This is a genomic window from Xanthomonas sp. NCPPB 3583, assembly GCF_041475715.2.
Lineage (GTDB): Bacteria > Pseudomonadota > Gammaproteobacteria > Xanthomonadales > Xanthomonadaceae > Xanthomonas > Xanthomonas euvesicatoria.
This window is the reverse complement of record NZ_CM191263.1, coordinates 1375940-1395867: the sequence shown is the minus strand read 5'-3', so window position 1 is coordinate 1395867 and position 19928 is coordinate 1375940. Positions and strand designations below refer to the sequence as shown.

The following is a 19928-nucleotide window of genomic DNA, read 5'->3' as shown; positions in this document are numbered from 1 at the left end:
CGCGTCATACCGGCCGTGATGCGGGTCGACCATTCGTCTGCCCCTACTCCGGATGCCCGCCATGTCCCAGACCCCGTCTTCCCTGCGCGACCTCGAACACCACAGCGCGTTCGTCGAGCGCCATATCGGCCCCAACGACGCGGAAATCGCCCAGATGCTGGACGTGGTCGGCCACGCCTGCCTGGATGCGCTGACCGATGCCATCGTGCCGGGCAACATCAAGTCGCCGGCGCCGCTGGCGCTGCCCGAGGCGATCACCGAAGAAGAAGCGCTGGCCAAGATCCGCGCCATCGCCGACAAGAACACCGCGTTCCGCAACTTCATCGGCCAGGGCTACTACGGTACCCACACGCCGAAGGTCATCCTGCGCAACATCCTGGAAAACCCGGCCTGGTACACCGCCTACACGCCGTACCAGGCGGAAATTTCGCAAGGCCGCATGGAAGCGCTGATCAACTTCCAGACCCTGTGCGCCGACCTCACCGGCATGCAGATCGCCAACGCCTCGCTGCTGGACGAAGCCACCGCCGCGGCCGAGGCGATGACGCTGGCCAAGCGTTCGGCCAAGTCCAGGTCCAACACGTTCTTCGTGCATGACGCAGTGCATCCGCAGACGCTGGAACTGCTGCGCACACGCGCCGAGCCGCTGGACATCGTGCTGCGCGTCGGCACGCCGGAAGAAGCGCTGCAGGCCGAGTGCTTCGGCGTGCTGCTGCAGTACCCGGACAGCTTCGGTCATATCGGCGATCACGCTGCACTGGCAGACGCCGTGCACGCGCAAGGCGGCCTGGTCGCGGTGGCCACCGATCTGCTTGCACTGACGCTGATCGCCGCCCCGGGGGAATGGGGCGCCGACATCGTGGTCGGCAACTCGCAGCGCTTCGGCGTGCCGTTCGGTTTCGGCGGCCCGCATGCCGCGTTCATGGCCTGCCGCGATGCCTACAAGCGCTCGATGCCGGGCCGTTTGATCGGCGTGTCGATCGATGCCGCCGGCAACCCGGCGTATCGCCTGACCTTGCAGACCCGCGAGCAACATATCCGCCGCGAAAAAGCCACGTCCAACATCTGCACCGCGCAGGTGCTGCTGGCGGTGATGGCGTCGATGTATGCGGTCTACCACGGCCCCGACGGCCTGACCCGCATTGCGCGACGCACCCATCGCCTGGCCGCGATCCTGGCGGCGGCACTGCGCAGCGCCGGCGTTACCGTCGGCGAGCGCTTCTTCGACACCTTGCACGTCAAGGCGATCGATGCCAATGCCATCCACGCGCGTGCGCGTGCGGCCGGCATCAACCTGCGCGCGATCGACAGCGAAGCGGTGGGCATCAGCCTGGATGAAACCAGCACGCGCGCCGATGTGGTCGCACTGGCTGCGTTGTTCGGTGCGCAGGCGGATGTGGACGCGCTCGATGCCGCCACCGCCGACGCATTGCCGCAAGGCCTGCTGCGCACCACCCCGTTCCTGACCCACCCGGTATTCAACACCCACCATAGCGAGCACGAACTGCTGCGCTACATGCGTTCGCTGGCCGACAAGGACCTGGCGATGGATCGCACCATGATCCCGCTGGGCAGCTGCACCATGAAGCTCAACGCCACCGCCGAAATGATTCCGGTGACCTGGCCGGAGTTCGGCGCCATCCATCCGCTCGCTCCGGCAGAACAATCGGCCGGCTATGCGCAGCTGATCGACGAGCTGGAAGCGATGCTGGTCGAGTGCACCGGCTACGATGCGGTCAGCCTGCAACCCAATTCCGGCGCGCAGGGCGAATACGCCGGCCTGCTGGCGATCCGCGCGTATCACCGTTCGCGCGGCGAAGCGCACCGCGACATCTGCCTGATTCCCGAATCCGCGCATGGCACCAATCCGGCCTCGGCGCAGATGTGCGGCATGACCGTGGTGGTGACCAAGTGCGATGCCAACGGCAATGTGGACGTGGATGACATCCGCGCCAAGGCGGAAAAGTATTCCGACCGCCTGGCGGCGCTGATGATCACCTACCCGTCCACCCACGGCGTGTTCGAAGAAGATGTGGTGGCGATCTGCGAAGCGGTGCATGCGCATGGCGGTCAGGTCTACACCGACGGGGCCAACATGAACGCGCTGGTCGGCGTGGCCAAGCCCGGTAAATGGGGCTCGGACGTCTCGCACCTCAACCTGCATAAAACCTTCTGCATTCCGCACGGCGGCGGCGGCCCGGGCGTGGGCCCGTGTGCGGTGAAGTCCCACCTGGCCCCGTATTTGCCGAAGACGCTGGGCGGCGAAGGCGATGTCGGTATGGTGAGCGCAGCAAGTTACGGCTCGGCCTCGATCCTGCCGATCAGCTGGATGTACGTGACCATGATGGGCAGCGCCGGTCTGCGCAAGGCCACGCAAGTGGCATTGCTCAACGCCAACTACATCGCCAAGCGCCTGGCGCCGCACTACAAGACGCTGTATACCGGCCGCAACGGGCTGGTGGCGCACGAGTGCATCCTCGACGTGCGCCCGCTGGAGAAGACCAGCGGCATCGGCGCCGAGGACATCGCCAAGCGGCTGATCGACTTCGGCTTCCATGCGCCGACCTTGAGCTTCCCGGTCGCCGGCACGCTGATGGTGGAGCCGACCGAAAGCGAATCGCAGCATGAACTGGACCGCTTCATCGACGCGATGATCCAGATCCGCGAAGAGATCCGCGCCATCGAAGACGGCCGCCTGGACCGCGAGGACAACCCGCTCAAGCACGCGCCACATACCGCAACGCAGGTGTCGGCCAGCGAGTGGACGCATGCCTACCCGCGCGAACTGGCCGCCTTCCCGCTGCCCAGCCTCAAGCAGCAGAAGTACTGGCCGCCGGTGGCGCGCGTGGACAACGTCTACGGCGACAAGAACGTGATGTGCGCCTGCATCCCGGTGGATGCATACAAGGAAGACGTCGAGGCCTGATCGCCGCACCCGCGATGGCCAACAAAACCCAGCCGGTGAGACGGCTGGGTTTTTTATTGCGCTGCGTGTGAATGCCCGGATGCCATACACGCCCCAGCGCGCTGCCAGCCGTTTTCCTGGCCTACACGTGCCACCAGGATGATGACGGACGCTTTCATCCCACAGCAGACCCTGGCGCATGCGTGAACTGAACTTTCTTGGTGCCGTTCTGGTGGCAGCCTGCCTGCTGATTGGCTGCGCACCGCGCCGTCCCGGCGAGGTGCCGGCGCTGGTGCACGCGCCCGATGCGCGTACCGAAGTGGTGCAGACAACGGCCGGCCCGGTGCGCGGTGTGGCCAGTGCACAGGGTCGGGCATTCCTGGGGGTGCCGTTCGCGGCGCCGCCGGTGGGTGCACTGCGCTTTCGCGCACCGCAACCGCCAGCCGCATGGACGCAGGTCCGCGATGCCACCCAGGCCGGCCCGGCCTGCCTGCCGCGCTATCGCTTCGGGCAGAAGCATGTGTCCGAAGATTGCCTCACGCTCAATGTCTACGCACCGCCCGGCCCGGCAGCAGCGCATCCACGCGCGGTGATGGTGTGGATCTATGGCGGTGCGCTGGAATTGGGCAGCAATGTCGACTACGACCTGAGCGCGTTGGCTGCGCGCCAGGATGTCATTGTGGTGGCACCCAACTATCGGCTGGGCGTGTTCGGTTTCTTCGCGCATCCAGGCCTGCGTGGCGAAGGCGAAGGCGCCTATGCATTGCTCGACCAGCAAGCGGCCTTGCGCTGGGTGCAACGCAATATCGCCGCGTTCGGCGGCGATGCGCACAACGTCACCGTGTTCGGCGAATCGGCCGGTGCGTGGAGCATCTGTTATCAGCTCGCCTCGCCCGGCGCGGCGGGGTTGTTTCAACGCGCCATCCTGCAAAGCGGCAGTTGCCTGGCGAGCGATTCCAGCGTGCCACAGCGCGAGGCAGAAAGTGGCGGCGTCCGCATGGCGCAACGCCTGGGTTGCGCGCGCGCGCACGATGTTGCCGCATGCCTGCGCGCACTGCCGGCCGAAACGCTGGCCGATGCAGTACCACAACGGCGCGGCCTGACCGGCAGCGATGCGTGGGCGCCGATGTCCGGCGGCCAGGCGTTGCCGCTGCCGCCGGCCGCCGCAATCGCCAGCGGTCGGCATGCGCAGGTGCCGGTACTGATGGGCACCAATCGCGATGAAGGGCGTTTGTTTGCGCAATTGCTGTCCTACATCGGCAAGCTCAACCTGCGCGGCGGATATGAAGCGCGCGTGCAACGCATGCATGCCTCTCCAGCCCCGGTGCTGACGCAATACGCAGCCGTTGCTGCGCAATCGCGCTGGGAGGCGTTCGCCGACATCGTGACCGATGGCGGCTTCGCCTGCCCCACACGCCGGCTGGGGCGGGCATTGCGCACGCATGCGCCGGTGTACGCCTACGAGTTCGACGACCCGCACGCGCCGTACGGTCTGTTACGCCTGCCGTTTTCGCCTGCATTGGGCGCGTTCCACGCCTCTGAACTGGTGTATCTGTTTCAGCGCCCGTGGGTACTCAGTGGCCGGGCGCAGTTCAGTCCGGCGCAGCAGGCGTTTGCCAACACGGTGCAGGATTATTGGGGTGCGTTCGCGCGCACCGGCGATCCCAACGGTGGCGGGCGGCCGCGGTGGCCGCTGTTTGATGGCGACACGCCACTGACGCTGTCGCCACACAGGATCGGCGCAACGCCCGACTTCGTGCAGCGTCATCGTTGTGCGTTCTGGGATGCGCGTGCAGACACTGCGACAACATCGGTGCAGCCATCGTCGCCGTGACAGGGCGATCGGTGTGATGCGACCGCCACCCTCATTCCAACGCGACAGGAACCCATCATGTCCGAATCGTCTTCCCCTTCCTGCGCACAGGTGCGCCTGCGCAACGGGCGTCGCGTGCCCGCATTAGGTCTGGGCTCCTGGAACCTGGGCCAGGGCCGGCATGCGCCCGAGCAGGAAATTCAGGCGCTGCAACTCGGTCAGCAATTGGGGATGCAGCTGATCGACACCGCCGAGATGTACGGCAATGGCCGCTCTGAGCAACTGATCAGCCAGGCCATCGGCCGTGCGCAGCCGCCCTACGTGGTGTCCAAGGTGTTGCCCGGCAATGCCAGCGCCCGCGGAATCGCACGCGCCTGCGAAGCCAGCCTGCAACGGCTGGGGGTGCGCACCTTGGATCTGTATTTGCTGCACTGGCGTGGCGGCAGCGATCTGGCCGAAGTGGTGGATGCATTCGAAGCACTACGCGATGCCGGCAAGATCCGCGATTGGGGCGTGTCCAACTTCGATGTCGATGACATGGAGGAGCTCTGGGCAATCGATGGCGGCTCGCGTTGCCTGGTCAACCAGGTGCTGTACCACGCTGGCAGCCGCGGTATCGAATTCGACCTGTTGCCGTGGTGCGCCGCGCACGAGGTGGCCGTGATGGCCTATTCGCCGCTTGGCAGCCGCGCGTTGCTGGATCATCCGGTCTTGCACGCCATCGGCGAGCGTCGTGGCGTTGCAGCCACCGCGGTGGCGCTTGCGTGGGCGATCCGCAGCGGCAATGTCATCGCCATTCCCGAATCCGGAACGCCGGCGCATGTGCGTGCCAATGCCGCGGCCTGCACGCTGCAATTGCACGCAGACGATCTTGCCGAGATCGATCGCGCCTTCGCGCCGCCTACCCGCAAACAGCCGCTGGATCTGCTGTAAAACACCGATAGTCGCGCCCGCTTGTCTGCGCATCTGCACGGCTGCGCGTGTGCGTGCTCGTGATCGCTGCAACATGCAACTGCGACGTCGCGCAATGTTTGCTGCACATGTGAGTTTTCGTTCGCAAGCAGACACATGCAATTAACAGCGCCACTCCCAGGCTTTATTGCTCAGCCCGCATCCCAAGCCCGCCAGAGTGGAGTTCCTATGGCCAAGTCCCCCAGCAAATCCGCGCAGGTCCCTGCCCTCGCCCCTGCCAGCACCACCGTCGATGGGTCGCGCGGTACTGGCGATGAATTGCACCAGAAGGCAGGCGGCACGCACCCGCAGCTGACCACCAACCAGGGCATTCCGGTAGGTGACAACCAGAATTCGCTCCGCGCCACCCCGCGCGGCCCGACGTTGCTGGAAGATTTCATCCTGCGCGAAAAGATCACCCACTTCGATCACGAACGCATTCCCGAGCGCATCGTGCATGCGCGCGGCAGTGCCGCCCACGGCTATTTCGAGCTCACCAAGTCGTTGAGCCAGTACACCACCGCCAAGATCTTTACCGAGGTGGGCGAAAAGACCCCGTTATTCACCCGTTTTTCCACTGTCGCAGGCGGCGCCGGCTCGGTGGATACGCCGCGCGATGTGCGCGGGTTTGCGGTGAAGTTCTACACCAAGGAAGGCAACTGGGATCTGGTCGGCAACAACATCCCGGTGTTCTTCATCCAGGATGCGATGAAGTTCCCGGACCTGATTCATGCGGTGAAGATGGAGCCGGACCGGGGCTTCCCGCAGGCTGCCAGCGCGCATGACACGTTCTGGGATTTCATTTCGCTGACACCCGAATCGATGCACATGGTGATGTGGGCGATGAGCGACCGCACCATTCCGCGCTCGCTCCGCATGATCGAGGGTTTCGGCATCCACAGTTTCCGATTCCTCAATGACAAGGGCGAAAGCACCTTCGTCAAGTTCCATTGGCGGCCCAAGCTGGGCCTGCAATCGACGATCTGGGACGAGGCGGTCAAGATCGCCGGCGCCGATCAGGATTTCCACCGCCGCGACCTGTTCGAAGCAATCCAGAACGGCGATTTCCCCGAGTGGGAACTCGGCGTGCAATTGTTCACCGAAGCCCAGGCAGCAACGTTCCCGTTCGATCATCTGGATTCGACCAAGGTCATTCCCGAAGAGCTTGTGCCGTTGCAAATCGTCGGCCGCATGGTGCTCGACCGCTGGCCGGACAACTTCTTTGCCGAAACGGAGCAGGTTGCCTACTGCCCGGCCAACATCGTGCCCGGCATCGACTTCAGCAACGACCCGCTGCTGCAAGGCCGCCTGTTCTCGTATCTGGATACGCAGCTGAGCCGCCTGGGCGGGCCGAACTTCCATCAGATTCCGATCAACGCACCCAAGTGCCCGTTCGCCAACAACCAGCGCGACGGTCACATGCAGATGAGCGTACCCAAGGGCCGCGTCGCCTATGAGCCCAGTTCGCTGCAGGCCGATGCGCCGCGTGAAGCGCTGCGTGGTTTCCCCAGCCATGCAACTGCGGCCGAAGAAGGCACCAAGGGCCGGGTGCGTGCAGAAAGCTTTGCCGACCATTATAGCCAGGCGCGACTGTTCTTCCGCAGCCAGACCGCACCGGAACAGGCGCATATCGCCTCGGCATTGGTGTTCGAACTGTCGAAGGTGGAAACCGCCCACGTACGCGAGGCCATCGTGGGTCATCTGCGCCACATCGACCAGGAGCTGGCGCAACGTGTGGCCGATGGCATGGGCATGACCGCCCTGCCGCCAGCACCGCCGGCTGCAGTGGCGCCGATCGACATGCCGCTCTCGCCTGCCTTGCAGGTCATCGGCAAGATGAAGGACACCCTGAAAGGGCGCACGGTGGGCATCCTGATTCACGACGGCTCCGATGCCGCGGCGATCAAGGCCGTACGCAAGGCGGCCGAAGCTGCGGGTGCGACGGTCAAGATCGTTGCGCCCAAGCTCGGCGGCGCCAAGCTTAGCGACGGCAAGCAGTTGGCCGCCGATGGGCAGCTGGCTGGGACGCCTTCGGTGGTGTTCGACGCGGTGGCGGTATTGCTGTCCTCGGAAGCGGCCAAGCTGCTGACACGCGAATCGGCGGCGCTGGATTTTGTGAGCTTTGCCTGGGCGCACCTGAAGGCGATCGCCTTCGACGAGGGCGCGCAATTGCTGCTGAAGGCCGGCAACGTCGGCAAGGATGCGGGCGTCGTTCCGGCCGCCGATACCAAGGCATTCATTACCGCAGCAAAAACCCGCCAGTGGGCACGCGAGCCGAAGGTGCGCATGCTGGCGTAACCGCGGGAAGACCCGGTACCCGGGCTTGAAACCGAGGCACGCCACGTCCGCGCGCTGGCGGCCCCAAACCCCTCGGCTTTTGCCGCTGCCGCGCGTTTGCGCGGTAGCGGCAGGTTACTGCGCATTTCCACGGCAAGCGCTAGCTGTTTCGCGTTGGCCAAAGCTTCGATCGCGCAACCAGCATGCGCACTGCGCGATGTCCGTTACCAGGCCGCGATGGAGCACCCTGACGCGAGCGAGGTTTACCTGTCGCTCGCGTCCAAGGTCATGTAGGTCGCGTCGATGACGACGCTCGGTCGCTATTCGCTTCCCGGATGACGATTACGCCAACTGGCGTTGCTTGGGATTGGCCGCATTGCAGAATGTGCCGCTAGTCACTGGAGCACGGTATGGAATCTCGGATCACCCCGACCTCTGGCACAGCAAACTTGCCGCTTCCTGCAGCCGATGACGCGGCGTTACCACGCAGCCCGGCGACCGACGACGATCGGCACCACCGCACTGATGCCCGATTAGCTGGACTAACGCCCCGCCGCAGCGCGGCGCGGACCAGCACAGCCACCGCGCTCGATTGCGTAATGCCGGACGCCGCGGGCAGCAGGAGCATCGGCGCGCCTGCCTCGGCTCCCGTCGTAAATCGCCCGGATAGACCTCTATTCTCGATCATTCGGCCTATCGCGTTTCTAGCCACCAGGGCCGACATCGGCGGCCATCGCCACCCGATAAGCCTGTCCGAAAGCGCTGTTGTCTTCTCGCGCTCCAAGGCGACATTGGGAGGCAGCGATGTGGGCATGGTCGGGATGCTCGGTGGCCAGGAGCATCTTGTCAAAACCGGAATTTCGCGCAGCCTGCTGGGTCAGGCAGTGAAATGTTGCGCGAAGGGGCAAGGCGCGGAGGCCAACAAACGCTTGGGCTACATCGTCGGCTCGGCAGCCAGGCTGCTTGAGGGCAGCATGGACAAGCAGGCCACGCAGCAATGGCTGACACTGGCCTTCCATGCCTTTCTCGATACCGAAAAAGGTAAGAGATTGACGGAAAAAGCGAAGACGGATGCGTTGGACATCGACGATGTCTGCGAGATTCACGAAAGCCTGGTTGCTGCAGATCCTCGTCTACGCAATCCGCTTGGCATCCCGGCCTTGTTTGACATCATCAACGTCGCTGCCGCACAGGATTTGGTCAACGCGCTACAGGCACGCCATCTTCCGCGGCAACACATTCCGGACTCATCGCTGCTGACACTGCCCGACAACGCCTTCATCGCCTCGCGACTGATTCATGATGCAGAGCCGCTGGATACATTCCTGACCAAGGCGTTCTTGCCGCCTGACGTTTCGCTTGCGCAGGCCAAGCAAGCCGCTGCCCGTGTGAAAAGCGCAGCCGGCAGCGGTGCGCAGGCCGATGAACTCGCCGCAGACCACGCGCTGCTTGCGCGGATCAACGATCCGGTCAATCTTCGTTCGGGCAAACAGGCGTTGATCGATACCTTGCGCCACAGCGGTCTGGACGGGCTGTTCGCCTCGTTGCTGGCCAGGCTGACCCTGGGCGAAGCGTCTGATCTGGGCCCTGACAATATGCTGGTCATTCCCGGAGAAGATGCACGCCACAAGGTCGTCAGCATTGACGTAACCGGCTTTCGCTACGACCGGGAGAAAGATACCCCGGCAAATCCACGAGAGCCGCTTCGGTATGGTTGGGGAGACGTCGTCCAGAACCCGGCACGGGCGCTGCAAGTGCTGCTTGATGCCAGCGTGATGAGCAGCCGTTATGCGAAAGGCCTGGAGGGCGTACATGCCATGGTGATTGAGGCGATACGCGAGGCGCTTGCCTGGCAAGCCACGCCTGAAGTGGAAATGGTCAAGCAGTGGTACGCCGCGCTCGATGTGGACTCCGTCACGTCCTCCTTGCACTCGCTGGGCGATCAATTGAAAGACATGTCTGGCGCGGGTTGGATGCCGGATGCCGCGCTGGTGAATCAGGTGTTGGCACGCAATTCCTCCTTCCTCAGCAATGTGATTCAAAAATCCCGGACATGACGACTGCGACCAGTACGCGCCACGGGCTGCACGTGCGCGATACCAGTACCGCCCACGGCGACGGTCAGGCGAACCACGCCTGGTCGCGCGCCAATGCCTGCGCGTGCACTGGCTCGGGCGTTCGACACCGGCTTCATTCCGCACGGCGTTGGCGGGCAAAAAGACCGAGCTCCCTGCCCGCCGAATTGCCTCTATCAGATGCTTACCGTTTTCAGGATCCTGCCTGGCCCGCTGCAACTGGCCACTCACGTTGAGCGATCCGTGGAGCTTTGAGCCGTGTATTCGAGGATCTCTTCCTTGGTGAGGACAGGCGACGCGTCGTAATTAGCGCTGCCCACCAGCGCCAGCCACCCAAAGCCGGCCAAGCAGCTTGGAGCCGATGGTTGCCCGGTGCACCTTGGCCTCGGTGTTTCCGAGGGCGCGCATCATCTCCTCCCAGCGTGCGCCCAGGTTGACTTCTCTCTCCGTCTTCAGGTGGACGGCGGCCAAGTCCTTATAGTCGAGCGCGCGCAGCCCGTCGGGGGTGACCGGTCTTTTGGCATGTACGTGGACGAACCAGGGCCGCGGGATGTTTCCATTCGACTGCGGCGTGTGCTCGATACGCACTTCAAATAGCCTGCCACGATCGCCAATGTCGTCCTCCGAGCGAAGGCGGCGCGGCGCCGTGACGCGTGCCAGTCCATTCATCGCCAACAGGCGCTCCAGATGCGGCGCCCGTGGCTGCGGATCGGTCTTGAGCGCATCGGCTTCGCGCCGTTTGAAATCGTGCTCGATGCTCTGGAGAAGACGCAGCCGCGTGTCGAGGTGTTCGATGCGCGCGTCTCCTGCACGGAGTTTGCCTTTGAGCTGCAGCACACGCTCACTGGATCCGAACCAGCCCTGCATGGTGATCCTGGCAGAATCGAAGGCCGTCGCCGCGTCGTATCTGGAGTCGCCGACCAGGCGCTCTACGTCGGTGGTGTCCTTGCCGAGGCGCTTGGCGAGCGCGATGAAATCACCGCCGAGTTCTGCCACCGGCAACGACTCCAGACGCGCGCCTTTCAGTATCTCGTCGGCCTGCTTTTGCGCTGCGCTGCGCTCATCCATGGCCCGCCGCGCGGGCGCTGCCGCCGAGCTGGAAGCATCAGGCGTGCGCACGCGTGCCTTGCGCGACCGGCTCGATTTGCCTGTTGTCGTCGTGGTTGTCGGCACGCTCGGCGTGATCGACGCTGGTGCCTGCCCGGGCCAGGCCGCTGCCGCGCCAATCAGCTGCCTGTCCTGGACGGCGAACTCACACATGTCAACAATCGCCTGACGTTGGTCGGCAAGTGCCTGTGCAAGATCGAGCATCGTCGGCCATAGATGATCTCTGGCATGCTCACCTGCTTCGATGAGCGCGGCGGCATCCATACACAGCTGCGTCGCCGCTCGGCCACGCAGCTCGGCGTATTCGACAAGCACTTGCTTGTACATGGCCAGCATCTGCGGCGTCAGCGAGTGCTCGGTTGAGAGAAAGCGTTCAAGATGGATCTTGGTCAGCTCCGTAAACGCTTGTCCGACCTTGGCTTCCATGCATCTGTCTACTTCTTCGAGCGCGCTCAATCGATCCATCACCTGTCGCAACCCGCAACGACTAGCTTGATCGGAAAGCCTTCTTGAATATATTTCGTACAGCACTCCACGAACGGTTTGCATCCGCGTGTGACAAGATCCCATCGTGATCCTGATGATCGGCAGCTGGGCCTTCAGCACGTCGGGCGGCGCCCGATTCGTCATCGGCGACTTGATACGCCGGAAAACCTCTTCCAATGCTGCAATGACATCAAGAAGATGCGTGCGTAACGCATGCCATGATTCCGGCTGCTGCAGACGGATGGCCTGGACATTAAACCGTGCAAACTGGCTGCTTTCCGCAAGCACAGACCCCAATTCCTGGGTCAATTTGTGATCGATCATTTTTTCGCATGACAGATAGTTCATCGCTGCGGCTTGCCCGAGAGACGAAATCAATCGATCCTCATGGGCTTCGATGTCGGAGCATGACATGCGGCGTTGAATCTTGAGCTCGCTCAGCGCCTGCAAGCCTTGTCGCGCGGATGCGATCGCCGATGCGCCGGACTTGAGCCTTGCTTCAAGGGATCTTGTGTCTGCCCCCCCCCTTGGCGCCACGTTTGTGACCAGGTGGTTGAACAGTTGCAGCCTGGCCGAGGCCGTGTGCAATACCTCGAGTTGATCTGGTCCTGCTGAGACAGGCGCCGAGGTGAAGAGCGATCCGCGGACGCCCCTGGCGTTAGCGGATGATGATGCAGGCGCACTGGCCCTGGAAGCTCTGGCCGGTCGCGGCGCTCTGATGGCAAGCCCGCTGAGTTGCGTGGAGAGCGCCGCTACCTCGTCAGGCACGCTCGCGTTGGTTGACGCATCCTGTGGCGGCGCCGCCGGTTGAGCGGACTGCGCGGGATCCACTGGGACTTGATTGGTCGCTCGAACTCTCGGCACGGTGCATCCTCCGACATTGCCATTCTATTGCCACGCATGGACGCCCAGATGCGCCTGTTCTCGGCAGATCCGAGACTTGATGGTCTGGGTATGCGACGGCACCTGGGCCGTTGTGGCTATTGCTGTCCACCAGAGCCAAGCGCCCAAAGCTGGCCAAGCAGCTTGGAGCCGATGGTTGCCCGGTGCACCTTGGCCTCGGTGTTTCCGAGGGCGCGCATCATCTCCTCCCAGCGTGCGCCCAGGTTGACTTCTCTCTCCGTCTTCAGGTGGACGGCCGCCAAGTCCTTATAGTCGAGCGCGCGCAGCCCGTCGGGGGTGACCGGTCTTTTGGCATGTACGTGGACGAACCAGGGCCGCGGGATGTTTCCATTCGACTGCGGCGTGTGCTCGATACGCACTTCAAATAGCCTGCCACGGTCGCCAATGTCGTCCTCCGAGCGAAGGCGGCGCGGCGCCGTGACGCGTGCCAGTCCATTCATCGCCAACAGGCGCTCCAGATGCGGCGCCCGTGGCTGCGGATCGGTCTTGAGCGCATCGGCTTCGCGCCGTTTGAAATCGTGCTCGATGCTCTGGAGAAGACGCAGCCGCGTGTCGAGGTGTTCGATGCGCGCGTCTCCTGCACGGAGTTTGCCTTTGAGCTGCAGCACACGCTCACTGGATCCGAACCAGCCCTGCATGGTGATCCTGGCAGAATCGAAGGCCGTCGCCGCGTCGTATCTGGAGTCGCCGACCAGGCGCTCTACGTCGGTGGTGTCCTTGCCGAGGCGCTTGGCGAGCGCGATGAAATCACCGCCGAGTTCTGCCACCGGCAACGACTCCAGACGCGCGCCTTTCAGTATCTCGTCGGCCTGCTTTTGCGCTGCGCTGCGCTCATCCATGGCCCGCCGCGCGGGCGCTGCCGCCGAGCTGGAAGCATCAGGCGTGCGCACGCGTGCCTTGCGCGACCGGCTCGATTTACCTGTTGCTGTCGTGGTTGTCGGCACGCTTGATGTTGTCGACGCCGGTGCCTGCCCGGGCGAAACCGCCGCTGCGCCAATCAGCTGTCTGTCCTGGACGGCGAACTCACACATGTCAACAATCGCCTGACGTTTGTCGGCAAGTGCCTGTGCAAGATCGAGCATCGTTGGCCATAGATGATCTCTGGCATGCTCACCTGCTTCGATGAGCGCGGCGGCATCCACACACAGCTGCATCCCGGCTCGGCCGCGTATTTCGGCGTATTCGACGAGTACCTTTTTGCACCGGGCCAGCCCCTCCCGGGTGAGCGAATGCTCGGTTGAGGAAAAGCGTTCGACATGGACCTGGATCACATGCTTGAGCGCTTCGCCCACCTCAGCATGGTGAAGGCTGTCGATTTCTTCGAGCTCCCTCAGTCCGTCAAGCACCTGGGGCAGGCCGCACTCGCTGGCCTCATCGGCAAGTCGCCTTGAATGTATTTCGACGAGCATTCCGCGGACGGTCTGCATCCGTTCATGGCACGATCCCATCATCGCCCTGACGACCGGGAGATGGTCCTTGAGCGAGTCGCGTGGCCCCTGACCCGTCATCGGCGACCTGATACGCTGGCAAACCTCCTCCATCGCTGCAAGCGCATTCAGAAGATGCCCGCGTAACGCAAGCCATGGTCCCGGTTGCTGCAGACGCATGGCGTCAGCGGACAACACCACCATCTCGACCCTTTGGGTATTCACATGGCCAAATTCGGTGGCCATTTTCTGATCGATCATCTTCTCGCATGCGCCGTAGTGAAGCGAGGCGGCTACTGCGAAATGCAGCACCAGGAAATTCTCGTGTTTTTCGACATTGTCGACCGGCATGCGTTTTTGGATATTCAGCTCGGCCAGCGCCTGCAAGGCTTGTCGAGCGGATTCGATCGCAGACTTTCCGGATTCGAGTCTTGCTTCCAGCGCTCTGATATCCGCTGGTGCGTCACGTTTTTGTGCCAGGTCGTTGAAGCGTTTCAGCCTGGATGAGGCCTTGCTCAATACTTCGAAAGGATCTGGCCCTTGCGGAACTGGCGCCGCGGCAAAGAGCGCCGCCATGACGTCCTGTGCGTTGGTGGACGATGCCGCTGGAAGATTGGCTCTGGAGGCTCGGCCCAGCCGTCGCGGCCTGATGGAAAGCCCGCCGAGTTGCGCTGAGGGCGCCGCACTGGCGGCAGAGCTACTTGCGGCTGATCCCGAGCCCGATGGTGTCGGTGCAGTTTGAATCAATTGCGCGGGATCCGGTGGGGCCTGCTTGGTCGATTCAATTTTAGGCACGGTGCATCCTCCGATATCGCCATTCGATTTGCTCGCACACCGCGCCCAGTTTTCCCCGTCCCGGAATGTGCGTGGAACGTGGCGGCGCCGTACGCCAGGCCTTGCGAGCCGGCAGCGATGCGTGTTGCCACTGCGTGGCGCAGTCACCGCGTGACCTGTGCCATGGCGCTCGAACCGCCTGCCTCATCGTGTTGCATGCTGCAGCGCCTGCCTCACTCACTGCTGGCTCGACCCGGCATTGTTCATCATGCAATTGCCGATGACGTGCAGCGAAAACCGTGTTGCCGTTTCAACGCAGGAAGCGCGACCCACATCATGTCGATGTGCGTGACATCGCTGCCTTAGTAAACCACCGAATGCGGCGCGGTTTGCATGCGGCGCGAATGCGTGGTGACTGAGACGAAGACGAGCCGGCTGCGCATGCAGTTGTTCAATGACCAGACGAGGCGGTCAAGGCATCTCCCAATAACTTGGGCACCTCTCAAGACCCGTCATCATGTCCGATGCCTTTGAATCATCGGCACAACGCTCAGGAATCAAGAAACGACGCAATGTTGCAGATCCGGTGGACGCCTATCCATGGCAAGCCCTAGTTCGGAAACCTCAGCAGGCAGTTCGAGAGAATTTTCAGGCTCAACGCACGTCTTGCGCATGCACGTTGAGATCGCCCCGCCCTCTACACTGTTTCGGCTGAAAACTGCTGCGCATTCGCCAACGCACGATATTCGCGCGGCGTCATGCCCACCGCTTGCTTGAATTGCCGCGCGAACGCGCTTTGGTCGCTGAAGCCGCAAGCGTGGCCGATTTCGGTAAGGCTCTTGTTTCCGTGCAGCAGATGCATCGCCATCTGCAGACGCAGCTTGGCCAACACTTGCTGCGGCGTGAGCTGGAATACCTTGCGGAACGAGCGCTGCAGCTTGGACATGGAAAACCCGGTGATCTCCACCAGCGCCTGCATGCGGACGTTCTGCGCGTAATTGGCGTTGAGATACGCCAGCGCAAGTCGCAGCTTTTCGTACTGCGATTCGTGCCCGTCCTGCGGGCCCAGATCGCGCGAGATGCCGATGATGCCCTGCACCTTGCCATTCACCAGCAACGGACGCTTGCAGGTCAGGCACCAGCCAGGCTCACGGTTAGCGAACAGGTGGAGCTCCAGCAGGTTGTCGATCACCTCGCCGGCCAGCACCTGCTCGTCCTGATTGGCGTAATTGGCGCCCAGGCCACTGGGATAGACCTCGGCAACACGCTTGCCGATCAGGTCCTTGCGCGATTTCAGCCCCAGCCGCCGCAGCATGGTCTGGTTGACGTGGGTGTAGCGGCCCTCGCGATCCTTGACGAAGAACAACACGTCCGGCACGGCATCGAACAACGCTTCAAGATCGGCAGGATCGATGCTCTTCATGCGAGAGGGTTCATGCAGGGCAAGGTGCTCGAGACCGGGAAAGGCGCATCAAACCAGGCGCGCGATTGAAACGATTCGCCCCTGCCGCGCCATGATACGCCGCATGCGCGATCGGCCTGCGGCCGGAGGACTCAGCGCGAGGTGTTGCCTGCGTCCACTGCCGCCGGTGCAGGCTTGGCATCTCCCGCCGCAGCGGTCGGGTTACCGATGCGATCCAGCGGCACCTGTCGCGCACGCCAGCTCTGCACTACCGCCGCACCGGCCTGTGAGCCCACCTGCACGCGCAGCCGCGCGCTGCCGCCGGGCGCGATGAACTCGATCTCGCAGTCGCCCGCGGCCATGCAGCTATCGGCCGCAAGGGGATCCACCAATTGCCAGCCTTGCTCCATCACCGCCTGCGCAAACGCGCGATACCCCATGCCGGATTTCAGCACGGCCGGCAATGGCACGCTCGTATCGCCGCCTTGCTCGGAAGACGCAACCGCCACCGGGGCGCGCGCGGGCGCAACGGCAGGCCGCGACGCGGCGCCCAGGGCGGGACTGCAGATCAGAGCGATTACCCACAATGCGGGGCGGAACGACGTGCGCATGCAAACGGTCCTTGCGGTCCTGGCAGGGAACTGGGAAGAGGAAGATGCGCTAGTTTGACATGCCTGTGATGCGCTGCGGCAATTGCATTTGGGATGCATTGGCCCGTGATCTGCACAGCGGCGTTGCAAGCGGTTCACGTCAAGCGTACTCATCCAGCGCGCGGAATGTCAGTGGAACGGCCAGACGCTCCGGATCGACGATTGCCGCCGGCGGACTCATCGGTATCAGCGCGTCCACCGCCGATCCGGTCGCCATCGTCGCAAGCAAGCTGCATCATTGCGGTTTGCGCGCGGAGTTCCCGATGGTCATTGCCAACGCTTCAACCACGACGTCTTCAACCTATGCAGTCGGCCAGCTATGGCGCTGCCGCGGGCGCAGTGCCGCCGAAACGCCGCTACTGCTGATCAACCAGATCGATACGCATCCGCAGGGAGGCCAGATCCTGCACGTGACCATCAGCGACGTCCAGGTCCGTCATGCGGGAATGCCCAACGGAACGCTTGACACGCTGCCGCACATTCCGGTGATTGCACAGACGCTGGAGCGCAGCGCTGCCGAACATGTCGGCGACAGCACGCCCAATCAGGCGTATCTGCCCGGGTATGCCGAGTGGAAGGCCGCGTTCGACGCCGGGCGTGCCGGCTCGTTCGGGATTGCGGTGTCGGAAATTCTGGACATCGTGGAAGGCCAGCTGGCCAAACGCGGCTAGCACTGCGCAGGTGTCAGGTGGGCATGGACTGCCGGCAAGACTGCGGTGCACGCGCGGCAGATGCGAGGTGGAATAACCGCTGCTTGCTCTGGCGGTGCGCGAGCACTCCAGGCGCAACGGGCAGGATGCGGTTGCCAAAACGCTGACTTCGACAACGCCCATCGCCCAGGGAAAGCATTCGCTCAAGCAACCGACACGCCGCGCCTGGCGGCGTGTCGGTCGTCCGTCACTGGCCGATATGCTGCTTCAACCAGCCATTGACGGTGTCATGCCACAGGATGCTGTTGTCCGGCTTGAGTACCCAGTGGTTCTCGTCCGGGAAATACAGGAACTTGGAATCGATGCCCTTGCGCTGCAGCGCGGTGAAGGCAGCCAGGCCCTGTTCGACCGGAATGCGGAAATCCTGCTGGCCGTGGATCACCAGCATCGGCACCTTCCACTTGTCTACGTGCAGCACCGGGTTGAACTTCTCGTAGCCGGCCGGGTTCTGCCACGGCGTGCCGCCATTTTCCCACTCGCTGAACCATAGTTCCTCGGTGGCATAGCCCATGGTGCGGTTGTCGAAGACGCCGTCGTGGTCGACCAGGCACTTCCATGGTTGATTCCAGTTGCCTGCCATCCAATAGACCATGTAGCCGCCGTAGCTGGCGCCCAATGCGCAGGCCTTGTCGCCGTTGAGGAAGCCGTATTGCTTCTGCGCGGCGGCCCAGCCTTTTTGCAGATCTTCCAGCGGGCGGTCGCCCCAATGCTGGCTGATGGCGTCGGTGAATTCCTGGCCGTAGCCGGTGGAGCCGTGGAAATCGATCATCACCACCGCGTAGCCCTGGCCGGCGTAGGTCTGCGGATTCCAGCGGTTGCTCCAGCCATTGCCGAAGCTGCCCTGCGGGCCGCCGTGGATCAGGAACGCCACCGGGTAAGTCTTGCCCTGCTGGTAGTTGTACGGCTTGACCACGTAGCCGTGCACGGTGTCGTTGTTCCAGCCCTTGAACTGGAACTGCTCGTAGTCGCCGAACTGCACGTCCGGCAACAATTCGCCCGCGCTCTGGCTGATCGCGCGCAGTCCCTGGCCTTGCGTGTCGCTGACGAAGATCTGGTCACCGCTCTTGAGCGAGTTGCGGGTAAAGGCCAGCGTATTGCCGGCCAGCGTGGGGGCGTGCACGCTGCCCTCGCCCACCAGCTTGGTTGCCTCGCCGCTGGCGATATCGATCTTGAACAGTGGGTGCTCGCCGAGTTCGTCGGCACTGGTGTAGAGGCTGGCACCGTCTTCGCTCAACACGATCTCGCCCGCCGAGCGGTCCCACTTCGGCGCGATCTCGCGCGTCTTGCCGCTGGCCACATCCATCGCCATCAGGCCGAAGCGGTCGGCCTCGAAGCCCGGGCGCTTCATGGCGCGGTAGTACAGCGTCTTGCCGTCGGTGCTGAACACCGGGCCGGCATCCCAGGCCGGGTTGGCCGCGGTCAGGTTGACCGGCGCGGACTTGCCGGTCGCATCCAGGCGGTACAGATCGAAGTTGGTCTGCCACGGCTCGTCGTTGCCGGTGGGCTTGCCGCTGGCCTTGGCATTCTTGCTCGCCTCCGGGCCATGCGGCTGCGGAATGCGCACGCTGGCCACCACGCTGGCGCCATCGGGCGACCAGGTGTAATCGTCGTTGCCGCCGAACGGCTTGGACGGCGCGTCGCCGGCCAACGTGGCGCTGATCGCCGATGCCCCGACCACTGCCTTGGCACCGGCCGCAGGCAACTCGGCCACGAACAGGGTGTTGCGGCGGCCATCGTTCCAGGTGTCCCAATGACGGACGAACAACTGGTCGTACACCACGCCGCTGGCCTTGTTGTTCTTGAGCTCGCCCAGCTTCTTCTTGGTGCAGCCCAGGTCCGAGCCGCAGTCCTGGAACACGCCCGCGCTGAAGGCGATGCGCTTGCCGTCCGGCGAGAGCTTGTAGCTGTCCACGTCCACCGCAAATGCGGTGAGTTGCTGCGGCGTGCCGCCGGCCATCGGCTGCGCGTAGAGCTGCTGGCTACCGGATTTGCTGCTGAGGAAGTACACCGTCTTGCCGTCCGGCGACAACGCCGGGCTGTTGACGTTCCATCCTTCCGGGGTGAGCCGCTTGGGCGGCGCCAGATCGCGCGTGCGCAGATTGCGCACCCACAGGCTGGTGGCCGGCTTGCCATTGGCGGTCTTGGCCTGGCGCTTGGCGAACAGCACCACGCTGCCATCCGGGCTGAGCGTAGGCGAGGACACCCGGTCCAGCGCCACCATGTCGCGCACATCGAAACCGCGCGCAGCGGCAAGGCTTGGCAGGGCAGCCAGCAAACACAGGGGCAGTACGGCGTGACGCAGCTTCATCGAGATCTCCGGCAACGGCAAAACGTCGATGGTAGGCGTTGCTGCGGCGCACGCGCAAAGGCAGAGAGGTCCTGCGGCGCGACGTGGTGCGCCGCGCACGCATGCGCCGCCCATGCCGCTGCACGCGACACGGGCGGCTG

The 19928-nt window shown here is 63.7% G+C and carries 11 protein-coding genes; 6 read left to right on the top strand and 5 right to left on the bottom strand.

Going from position 1 to position 19928, the window contains the following annotated elements; all coding sequences use genetic code 11:
• Window positions 1–52: 52 nt before the first annotated feature.
• The 5 genes from gcvP (at window position 53) to ACCQ07_RS06240 (ending at window position 10003) form a co-directional block, all read left to right on the top strand.
• Window positions 53–2926, top strand: a complete 2874-nt coding sequence (gcvP, locus tag ACCQ07_RS06260; RefSeq protein WP_372363909.1) for an aminomethyl-transferring glycine dehydrogenase — start codon at window positions 53–55, stop codon at window positions 2924–2926.
• A gap of 178 nt (window positions 2927–3104) precedes the next feature.
• Entirely contained in the window at window positions 3105–4739 is a 1635-nt protein-coding gene (locus ACCQ07_RS06255) for a carboxylesterase/lipase family protein (protein WP_372363908.1), read from the top strand.
• Window positions 4740–4796: 57 nt separating this feature from the next.
• The gene (locus ACCQ07_RS06250; RefSeq protein WP_011346718.1) at window positions 4797–5651 is read left to right on the top strand and encodes an aldo/keto reductase; all 855 of its coding nucleotides are present in this window, start codon (window positions 4797–4799) and stop codon (window positions 5649–5651) included.
• Window positions 5652–5858: 207 nt separating this feature from the next.
• A complete protein-coding gene (locus ACCQ07_RS06245) occupies window positions 5859–7967 on the top strand; it encodes a catalase (RefSeq protein WP_209260887.1) in 2109 nt (702 codons plus the stop codon).
• 800 nt (window positions 7968–8767) lie between these two features.
• On the top strand, window positions 8768–10003 hold the full coding sequence (locus ACCQ07_RS06240; RefSeq protein WP_372364124.1) for a type III secretion system effector protein: 1236 nt from the start codon (window positions 8768–8770) through the stop codon (window positions 10001–10003).
• Between the two features lie 324 nt (window positions 10004–10327).
• On the opposite strand, the gene xopP (ACCQ07_RS06235) is transcribed toward ACCQ07_RS06240, so the two are convergent.
• From xopP (ACCQ07_RS06235) to ACCQ07_RS06220, 4 genes are all read right to left on the bottom strand, one after another.
• The gene (gene xopP, locus ACCQ07_RS06235; protein ID WP_372165525.1) at window positions 10328–12478 is read right to left on the bottom strand and encodes a type III secretion system effector XopP; all 2151 of its coding nucleotides are present in this window, start codon (window positions 12476–12478) and stop codon (window positions 10328–10330) included.
• Window positions 12479–12594: 116 nt separating this feature from the next.
• On the bottom strand, window positions 12595–14739 hold the full coding sequence (gene xopP, locus ACCQ07_RS06230) for a type III secretion system effector XopP (RefSeq protein WP_372363906.1): 2145 nt from the start codon (window positions 14737–14739) through the stop codon (window positions 12595–12597).
• A 676-nt stretch (window positions 14740–15415) separates the two neighbouring features.
• A complete protein-coding gene (locus ACCQ07_RS06225) occupies window positions 15416–16141 on the bottom strand; it encodes an AraC family transcriptional regulator (RefSeq protein ID WP_008578160.1) in 726 nt (241 codons plus the stop codon).
• 131 nt (window positions 16142–16272) lie between these two features.
• Window positions 16273–16731, bottom strand: a complete 459-nt coding sequence (locus tag ACCQ07_RS06220; protein WP_011346711.1) for a hypothetical protein — start codon at window positions 16729–16731, stop codon at window positions 16273–16275.
• Between the two features lie 284 nt (window positions 16732–17015).
• On the opposite strand from ACCQ07_RS06220, the gene ACCQ07_RS06215 reads away from it, so the two are divergent.
• A complete protein-coding gene (locus ACCQ07_RS06215) occupies window positions 17016–17441 on the top strand; it encodes a hypothetical protein (protein WP_372163051.1) in 426 nt (141 codons plus the stop codon).
• Between the two features lie 226 nt (window positions 17442–17667).
• On the opposite strand, the gene ACCQ07_RS06210 is transcribed toward ACCQ07_RS06215, so the two are convergent.
• Entirely contained in the window at window positions 17668–19788 is a 2121-nt protein-coding gene (locus tag ACCQ07_RS06210; protein ID WP_014089605.1) for an alpha/beta hydrolase family protein, read from the bottom strand.
• Between the last annotated feature and the right edge of the window lie 140 nt (window positions 19789–19928).